This window comes from uncultured Campylobacter sp., assembly GCF_938045465.1.
GTDB lineage: Bacteria > Campylobacterota > Campylobacteria > Campylobacterales > Campylobacteraceae > Campylobacter_B.
Genome location: NZ_CALIBF010000099.1, coordinates 1 through 9,789, shown reverse-complemented (window position 1 = coordinate 9,789; position 9,789 = coordinate 1). Strand labels below are relative to the sequence as shown.

At 33.7% G+C, this 9,789-nt stretch carries 9 protein-coding genes; all 9 read right to left on the bottom strand.

The window, feature by feature from the left end; genetic code table 11:
• Positions 1-880 (bottom strand): glycosyltransferase family 2 protein (locus Q0413_RS04720; protein WP_298987780.1); only part of this gene is annotated, 880 nt, incomplete at its 3' end.
• A gap of 1 nt (position 881) precedes the next feature.
• Positions 882-1,244: a GtrA family protein gene (locus Q0413_RS04715; RefSeq protein WP_298987779.1), complete on the bottom strand. Its 363-nt coding sequence runs from the start codon at positions 1,242-1,244 to the stop codon at positions 882-884.
• Position 1,245: 1 nt separating this feature from the next.
• Positions 1,246-2,358: an acyltransferase family protein gene (locus Q0413_RS04710; RefSeq protein ID WP_298987778.1), complete on the bottom strand. Its 1,113-nt coding sequence runs from the start codon at positions 2,356-2,358 to the stop codon at positions 1,246-1,248.
• Complete coding sequence (locus Q0413_RS04705) at positions 2,333-4,405, bottom strand: hypothetical protein (protein ID WP_298987777.1); 2,073 nt, start codon at positions 4,403-4,405, stop codon at positions 2,333-2,335. Before Q0413_RS04705 ends, Q0413_RS04710 begins: the two co-directional genes overlap by 26 nt.
• A gap of 301 nt (positions 4,406-4,706) precedes the next feature.
• Entirely contained in the window at positions 4,707-6,038 is a 1,332-nt protein-coding gene (rfbH, locus tag Q0413_RS04700) for a lipopolysaccharide biosynthesis protein RfbH (protein WP_298987776.1), read from the bottom strand.
• Positions 6,035-6,964 carry an NAD(P)-dependent oxidoreductase gene (locus Q0413_RS04695; RefSeq protein ID WP_298987775.1) on the bottom strand — a complete coding sequence of 310 codons (930 nt, stop codon included), beginning with the start codon at positions 6,962-6,964 and terminating at the stop codon, positions 6,035-6,037. The genes rfbH and Q0413_RS04695 overlap by 4 nt, the downstream gene beginning before the upstream one ends.
• Entirely contained in the window at positions 6,961-7,746 is a 786-nt protein-coding gene (locus Q0413_RS04690; protein ID WP_298987774.1) for an aldolase/citrate lyase family protein, read from the bottom strand. The genes Q0413_RS04695 and Q0413_RS04690 overlap by 4 nt, the downstream gene beginning before the upstream one ends.
• A 1-nt stretch (position 7,747) precedes the next feature.
• A complete protein-coding gene (locus Q0413_RS04685; protein WP_298987773.1) occupies positions 7,748-8,476 on the bottom strand; it encodes an HAD-IIA family hydrolase in 729 nt (242 codons plus the stop codon).
• The coding region (locus tag Q0413_RS04680; RefSeq protein ID WP_298987771.1) for a thiamine pyrophosphate-binding protein at positions 8,469-9,789 on the bottom strand (1,321 nt) is incomplete at its 5' end. The genes Q0413_RS04685 and Q0413_RS04680, both read right to left, overlap by 8 nt.

The window sequence follows — 9,789 nt, the reverse complement described above, 5'->3', positions numbered from 1 at the left end:
GTGTATAAATTGCACCGATATATTCGCCTATTATACCGATAAAAAATAAAATTCCAGATGAAACGAACGAAAAAAGTATGATAAGAGGCGCGATCCCCACGCTCATTTCGTTCCAATATATGAGTTTTAGGATAAAATACACAAGCCCCACTATTATGCTTAAAATACCCATTATCATGCCTATAAAAGTCGCGAGCCTAAGTGGCACTTTAGAATTGCAGATTATACCTAGTATCCCCATATCATAAAGCGTGTAGAAGTTATTTTTGGTAACTCCTTTAATCCTCACAGGTTGATCGTAAGGAATTTTGGCCACTTTATAACCCGCCTCCGCGAGCATTCCACGAAAAAACGGATATGGATCATGCATCTGCCTAAGAGCCGCCATCACTTTTTTATCAAAAAGTCCAAAGCCGGTAAAATTCTTAAAAATCTCGATCTCAGATAACTTTGATAAAAGCTCGTAATAGCATTCTCTGATTTTAAACATCACGCCGCGCTCCTCGCTATCTCGCTTAATAGCCAAAACCAAGTCGTTGCCCTCCTGCCATTTTTCTATAAACTGCGCAATCATCTCGGGCGGATCTTGCAAATCGGCTACGATAGAGATAACAGCATCTCCATCTGCACCCAAAAGCGCATAGGTTGGTGATTTAATATGACCAAAGTTTCTGGAATTTACGATGATCTTTAAATTTTTATCATCCTGTGCTAGGCGTTTTAAAATTTCAACCGTTCTATCAGTCGAAGCATTATCGATAAATATATGCTCGTAGGCATACTCCGGAAATTCGCCAATAACTTTTTTTACGCGCGCATAGACTTCCTCCACATTCTCCTCCTCATTAAAGCAGGCGGTAACTATACTGATCTTTTTCATATCATCTCCTAAAGACGAAAAATTTATTTAACAAAAATGACACCGCAGCTAGCGGGATCAAAAGCACAAAACCGTTTATATACATATTTTCGAAACCAAGCTTCTTAAATAGCCATAAAAAGAATATATTTAAAAGATAGGTTATGACATAAACTAAGGCAAATCTAAGAATCAAACCATTATCACTGCTACCAAACACTAATTTACCTATAGTTTTAAAGTTAAACAATACGCCTAGTATCGTAGAAAACAATACGGCAAGAGGATAATATAGACCCAAATAGATAAAAAGGGCGAATAGCCCATACCCAAAGGTAGTATTTAGGATACCGACGAGAATAAATTTTATAATTTGAGCATTCAAGTTATTCTTCTTTAACCAAGGAAGCGTCAATTATCTTTTTATATTCGATTTTTCTTAAAGATCTCGATATGATGAAATTCAAAGTAATACAAAATAAAGAACCTAAAAAATAATAAATTACAGATTGATATGGCTCTATAGAATATTTAGATTTTATAGTCATAATTACCCAGCCTACATAGAAGTGATTTAAAAAGATATTGAGGCTTAGTAGCCCTAAGTTGTTAAAAAATTTTTTTTGAAATAATACAGCCAATAATGATTTCTTGCTAAAAGAGAAGCTAAGAGATATAGATAAAAATAATACTATAATAAAATCAGCATTGCTCGGTTTTTTTACGAAAATGATAAGATAAAAAATTGTAGCATATAAAAGAAATTCTAACATAGCTATTAAGATAAGACCCATTCTTGTGAAATTAATTGAATTAATCTTTTCTGTCACAAAGTATAGACAATATCCTAAAGAAATATCTGCAATGGCCCTAATTAATCCCATATGAATAAAGCCGCCACCGAGCGGTTCCATAATGACGCCCATATAGTTATATTGATACGCTATAGATCCGAATGAAATCAATATAACAAGCGGGGCAATGAAATTTATAAACATTCTTTGATTTTTAAGTATAATTGGAAGCAATATAAATATGGCACCTATCATAGCAGATAAATACCACATAACTCCGGTTATGGATCTTACTGGGAAACCCCAAATTTGCAATAATAGCATATCTCCTATCGTCAATGCTAGCATATTTGATATGGATGGAATTTCATTCCAAGCGAACAAGCATATAAAAATAAAGCCTATAACGATAGCTACAAGGTATTCTAAATAAAATACTTTTATTTTTCTGGCTATATAATTTCTAGTAATAACAAATATATTTTCATTAACTTTAACCTCAAAATTATAAAATTTTTTAGCTATAAGCCAACCCGTAACCAAGAAAAAAAATTCTACACCTATATACCCTATTGGTAATATTGGATAAAATTGCCAACTATGATGAATTAGTATTATAATGGCAAAAATAAATTTCAAAAAATCTATAAAACCGTTTCTTTTAAAATCTTCAAAAATTTTATTTTGATTTTTTTCGGTATACATCTATTAATTCTCCCCTTTCAATCAAAATATAATCCTCCTTGACTTCATCAAATAGCTTAGATAATATTTCCAACTTCGGTATTCTCTGCTTTACATTTTCATTGTACCAATATTCATCATATATATCAAAGAATCGTCTTTCTTTCATTTCTGCCTTATAGTCTCTATCTATATCGCTATCTACATATAAAATATCAGCTTTATTATTTATAAGATTTAAGACTTCATTATATTCTATATCTGATACTAAAAAGGAGCGTAACTCAAAATACTTTAATCCACTATATTTTTTACTGAAAAACTGCAGTATATTGTCATACTTTGATATCATATATACTTCATCTGTATTAGAAGAGTATTTATTTATAAGATCAATCGAGTTTTGAAATTTATCAAAAGGATATGTGGTAATTATACCTCCTGCTCTATCATGATCCCATTTATAGGTTTTATGCGCTGCAAATATCTTTTCATAGCCAAAAATCTCTTTAATATAAGAAATAGAGAATTTAGCATACATTAACGCACATATAAATATGCAAAATATAGAAATCACTTTTTTAATTTTATTGGGTAACAAATTTAAAATTACAATAAAAGGAATAGCGCTAATAAAGAAATTAACGGCAGATAAATCTACCTTCCAAACCATATAAGTATAAAAAAAACTTGTATAAAATAATAAAAATATATAACTTAATAAATGCTTATCATCTTGTAATTTCTTATAAAAGAATATTAATAATAGCCATTGAATAAATATTACTAACAATACCATAAGCAATAAAGCAGAGGGAATATTAAAAGAATAGAAACCATTTAAAAAATATTTTACCGACGGGTTTTTCATAAAAGGGTATTTTATATAAATTAACACTCCCAGAATAATATAAATTAATATAAAAAAGAGCTTTTTTATATCTAACAATGTCTTATTCTTTGCAGCAATTGTCCCGTACTCTACAATAAATGTCCCCAAGAGCGATATAAAGATATAGAGCCCAAAATCATTCGCTATTAAAATAGAAAGTAGTGCCAATAGTGCGGAGATTATCTCAAACATAAAATTAAAATTTTTAAATTTTATAGCATATAATAAAAATAATATTATTATCAAATCAAAGAAATGTCTTGTATCAAAGTATGTTGGACCGTAATGATACAAATAATAAGAAATCGAAAAGAATTTGATACTTAACAAAAATATAAAAATAAGTCTTAGATAATTATCCTTGAAAAATAAAAATATAAAACCTATCGCTATAACGTAATAAACCATACATACTATATTTTTTGCCTTTTCAAAATTACCAACGTTTATGCCACCAAGTTTTTCCATTATAAATTTAATAGGATATAGGCTTAGAAAGCCATATTGAGAAAAAATTTCCGACTTATTTCTACCTAAATCCAACTCATTTATGGGATTTAACATAAACGGAGTTTCTTCCCAATAATATCTACTAAGAATTTGTATATTTTGCTCAAAAATATTATATGCTATAAAATCAGTTTTTTCTTTAAGCTTGCTTAGTGTATCAGCACCAAACATAGGATAAGAATGCGAAAAGACATCTACGCCGTACCTATTTATGCTATTTATGCTATTTAAATTTCTAGCTTCATAGTAAGTTAGATTATAATCTTTATTATAAGCGATGTTTTCTATATGAGTTCTAAATTTGTTATAAATATCTACACTGATATGCCTATAATACGGATCAAAGACTAAGAATTTGGGATTATTTTGAAAATTAAATCCTCCTTTATTCCCGGATAAAAAAATATTATCGTATGAATTAAATTTATAATTTATATTATTAGGACTAAAGCATAAATTTTCTTTGATATATTGATCGTTTGAAACAATTTTATTATTATCTAATATTGTTTGTTCATCTATATATCTAAACTCGTTTGCGAGTTTAAAATCCGAGAAAATCCCATAAAAATAGAATGAAATTTGTATAGTTATTAAAGTTACTATAGCCAATTTAGCACAAAGATGAAAATTAAAACCTTTTATTTTAAGCAAAATGCTATTCATCGATATTATCTTTATAAATTTTATACCATAAAATTAAAGAAAAGAAAGCAGAGATGATAAAAATATAGAATAGATAAAAATTGAATGTAAAAACCTTTTCTTGATTCATAAAATAGTAAACCCATTTAAAATAGTTATATTTATCTACGGTTGGATCAACATATGCAATAAAAATTTTTTTTCCTACTTTATAAATCAAAAATACAATAATACAAAATAATACAGATAGCTTTAAAACAGCTTTATTTGGCATATTTTATATTCCCTATTTTTAAAATTCTTTCAATTCATCAAATCCAACTTAGTTCTTAGTGGATATAAATTCTTTAATTACTTTTATAATATACCCTATCTTCTCATCACTCATACCGGGATATACGCCTACCCAGAAACTATCGTTCATTATCTTATCGGTATTTTTTAGCTCGCCTGAAATTTTATAATCTACCCCGCGTTTAAGATCTGCAAATAACGGGTGCTTGATCATATTGCCCGCAAATAAATTTCTTGTTTGCACGCCCGCCTTCTCTAGATGCTCGCTAAGCTCATTTCTACTAAATTTTGCCCCGTCTGCAACCGTCATCATAAAGCCGAACCAGCTAGGCTCAGAATGCGGCTGGGTTTTAACCAAAATAAGCTCCTTTATATCTTTTAACCCATCGTAAAGCTTTTTAAAATTCTGCCTACGATGCTGCACGAAGCTAGAAAATTTATCTATCTGAGCGCATCCCACGGCAGCTTGCATATCGGAGGTTTTTAAATTAAATCCGAAGTGCGAATAAACGTATTTATGATCGTACCCGAGCGGTAGCTCACCAAATTTTTGCGAAAAGCGCCTGCCACAGGTATTATCTACGCCGCTCTCACACCAGCAATCGCGTCCCCAATCACGCATACTTAGCATAATTTTTTTAAGCAGCGGATTGTTTGTGTATGTGGCGCCGCCCTCACCCATCGTCATATGATGAGGCGGGTAGAAGCTACTTGTACCTATGTCTCCCCATGTGCCGGTCGGCTTACCATCATACAGAGAACCCAGCGCGTCGCAGTTATCCTCGATAAGCCACAAATCATGCTTATCACAAAATTCCTTCACGGCTTTTATATTAAAAGGATTTCCTAAGGTGTGAGCTAACATGACGGCTTTCGTTTTTGGACCAAGCGCAAGCTCAAGCTTCGTATGGTCTATGTTAAAATACTCAAGCTCCATATCGACAAAAACGGGAACGGCACCGTATTGCACGATAGGCGCAACCGTCGTAGGAAAGCCTGCCGCTACTGTTATGACTTCGTCGCCCTTTTTTATGCGGCGCTCTTTTAGAAGTGGCGAGGTAAGTGCAAAAAATGCAAGTAGATTTGCGCTGCTTCCGCTATTTACCAAAAATGCCCATTTTATGCCAAGCATTTTGGCAAATTCTTTTTCAAATTTTTTAGAATATGCGCCATATGTGAGCCAAAAATCAAGTGAACTATCTACTAAATTTACCATTTCGTGCTCATCAAAGACTCTGCCTGCGTAATTTACGCGACTTTTGCCTGGTTCAAATTTAGCCCTCTGCGCCGGCTCATGAACCAGCCTATAATACTCTTTTGTCTTTTCTAAAATTTCTTGTTTTAATTCTCGAGGGGTCATTTTTTGCCTTTCCAAATTTCATTGATTTTTCCCAAATATGGATCTTTTTTGATGGTATCTAAGTCTAGGCTAGTAAAATTTTGCTTAAAATATTTATGAATTTTACCGATCGCTTCCAAATGCGACGTAAGCTTAAACATATCTCCCATCTCAGATTTTAGCAGGCTATTGTCGGAAGTATATTCGTTATTTAGCCCTTTATTTAGTACGATTATCTCCGATTTAAAATCGCTCGCTTCATTTACTAGCGCAGCCAAGCCGAGTAGATCGATTTTTGTCCCGCTGCTTGCGTTGTAAATTTTATGCCGCGCGTCATTTTCTATATAAAATTCCACTACGTTTAACAGGTCATCGACATACATATAATCAAAAAATACGTTTTGATTGATCGTGATGGGTAGGTACAGTAAGTTTTTTACTACGGCATTTGTGATAAATTTATAGCGGTAATTCTCCATCTCGCCGTAAATTCCAAATAAACGAAGCTGGATAATGTTATCCGCGCAATCCTCAATGTAATGCGACGTGATAGCTTTGTAAAAACCGTATTCATCAAGCGGAAGCGCCTCTTTATAATCATCCTCACGAGCATTTATTATCGGCTTGTGTTTACCGTACTCTGCACCGCTTCCAAACGATATAATCTTTGCGACCTTGTTTTTTTGCTTGGCGATATTGAAAAAGATCCGCAAATTATACTCGGTCACATTTGTCATATCCAGCGTATCGCGACCGCCGCCGCGATTGGCGAGATGAACGATAGTATCGATTTTATGCGCACGGACAAAATCGTCAACCGCGCTTTCGTCGGTCAAATTTAGCTCGCTGCTTTTGGGAGCGAAAACGTTAAAATTTCCATTTAGCGCAAGACGCTTTTTTAGATGCGAGCCGATAAAACCACTACCGCCCGTGATGAAAAGATTCATCTGTTACTTAGCCTTTTTTCAAGCATTTCGATTCTTTTCTCATCCTCGGACTTGATTCTGTGATAATACCTACGCTTGCTTTTAAGCCAAGCTAATTCAAATTCAACGCCAGCTAAAATTCCGGCTTCTATATTGTTTACAGCATCTTTGTGATATACTATCTTTCGCGTTTCGTATTTATCAAGTAGTCCTTTGGAAATGAGATATTTAATAAAATCGCATGACTTCGCAGATATGGCTCCACCTAAACCGCATTTTAATCCCTTAGCTCTCGCTTTAGTAAAAATATTTTCACAATGTCTTAGCATTTCATCGCTATCTGCAAAGCTCCTATCTTTACCCATCGAACTTGTAAAATCGACTCTTCCGATTGTTACGCCAGAAAGAGTATTTATATTAGGCAAGGATAGAATATCATCAAAATTATCATAGCAGGTTATAGTTTCTACATTAATCGCGAATTCTATGTCATTGCGATTATCCTCAGCAACAAAAGTGTTTATAGCTCCCAAAAATTTACTAACGGCAAATTTTGTTTCTGCCATCGGCGCTATGATACCATTTACACCTAGAGTAATAGCGTTATATATATCGGTTACCGCTTCGACGCCTCCAATTTTCATAATAATAGGAAGCCCAACTTTAGAGGTAATATCTTTTAGTCTACAAAGTTCCTCCTGCCTACTACCTTCATTCTCGTACTCTGCTTTGATCTCAAAAACACCATATTCGTCTTTAAGTCTTTTAAGAATATCGATCATCTCGTATTCTAAAACATTCATTTTAGCTCCTTAAAATTTTATTCTTAACATCCAGCAATGTAATATTATTGCCAACTAGAATTCCTTTACAATTAAAATTCTTTGCCATAGCCATATCACTTTCTATCCTATCACCTACCACAGCGATATGCTGTTTATCAAGCCCCCAATCCTTACATAAAATTTCGAGCATAAAAGGATTTGGCTTTCCTACTATATCCAGCTTAATTTCTTCATCAATACTACCAAGTATTGCACTTAGCATAGCATTGGCACCAGGTCTTAAAAGACCATTTTCTACCGGGAAATTTTTATCTGTATTTGCCACTATTATTCTACGAGATTTTTGTAATGCAATAAGAGCTCTTGATAAAATTTCATAGTTAAAATTTAAATCAAGCCCAATTACCACGGCTTCACAACTATACTCATCCTCGACATTTATATCTGCATTCGTTAATTCACTTTTAAAACCACGGCTACCAACTAAAAATATATTTCTTAGATCATTTCTTTGCAAAAATATAGCACTAGCATAAGCTGAGGTATATATTTTATCTACAGTAGTTCTTATACCCATATGAATTAATTTATCTAAAATTTCAACTCTTGTTTTAGTTGAATTATTAGTAAAAAATAAGACATTATAACCATTGGATTGAAGCTCATCTATAGTTTGCAAAGCAAAATCGGCAATTTTACTCCCAAAATAAATAGTCCCGTCTAAGTCAAAAACCACAGCTTTATTCATCTACCGGCTTAATTATCATATTTTTATAAAATTCTTCTCGCGGCAAGAACGGAAACATATCCTCAAGTGGCTTTGAAACCATTTTGCCGTCAGGCTTTATCTTAGACGATAATTTTGGCTCCATTTTTTCAGTAGGCGAAAGCATTATTTCACAAACTACCGCACCTGGTTTGGATAGAATTTCCTCCAACTCCCCTTTTAAATTTAGCTGATTTTCTATCCTGCAGGCTTCAAAGCCATAAACCTCTGCTAATTTTACGATATTAGGAAAGCTGACGCCGCTATCTTTATCCGAGCCTACCTTGTGCCCTTTAAAAAAGTTGTTTTGAGTATTTCTGATAGAAATATAGCCTGCATTATTCAGAACAAAGATTTTGATCGGAAGCTTATTATGAATTATTGTCTGAAGCTCTTGAATATTCATCTGCAAGCTACCTTCACCCGTAACGCAAATCGTATCTTTTTTACCATTTGCGAAACAAGCACCGATTGCGGCAGGCAGATCGTACCCCATCGAAGCACAACCCGAATTTACTACCACCTTTTGATTCTCATATAAGCGCAAGCTCTGATAAGATGAAACACATGCCGTACCGTTACCGAATACATAAACTAAATCTCGTTTATGATTAGATAGCACATCGAAGAAATTATATGAATCAACCCACTCTTTTACATTTTGTCTAAAAGGCTCAATCGTAGGATAATTTTTTCTGTAATTTTTGCAAATTTCAAGCCAAAATCCAAAATCCAGCTCGTCTTTCAACGCAGATCGCAAATCCGATATAAAAACCTTCGCATCGGATTTTATCTTAATATCTGTGGCAATAGTTTTTTTGTTTAGTTCGTTTTGGTCGATATCAACTAAAATTTTTTTGGCTTCTCTGCCGAAGAATTCCCAGTTATAGCTGACTGCACGGATATTTAATCTAGCACCTATAGCAATGATGAGATCGGAATTTTGTACGACAAAATTTGCCGCTCTATTGCCAATAGTGCCATATCTACCAAAAAACAGCTCATGGTCATTTCTAACGATATCGTATCTAGCGAAAGTACCGATAACGGGGATTTTTAAAATTTCGATTAGTTTTAGAAATTCTTCGTTAGCGCCGGCAAGCGTTACGCCGTTACCTACAATGATAACGGGGCGCTTCGCAACCTTTAACGCATCTAGAACCTGCGGGATTTTTGTGTCAAACTTCAGCGCTTCGGGGATTTCAAATTCTATCAGATCTGCTTCGTCCACCATCGCGCCTTGTATGTCTAGCGGCACATCCAACCATACGGGTCCCGGTCTGCCGTGCTTAGCC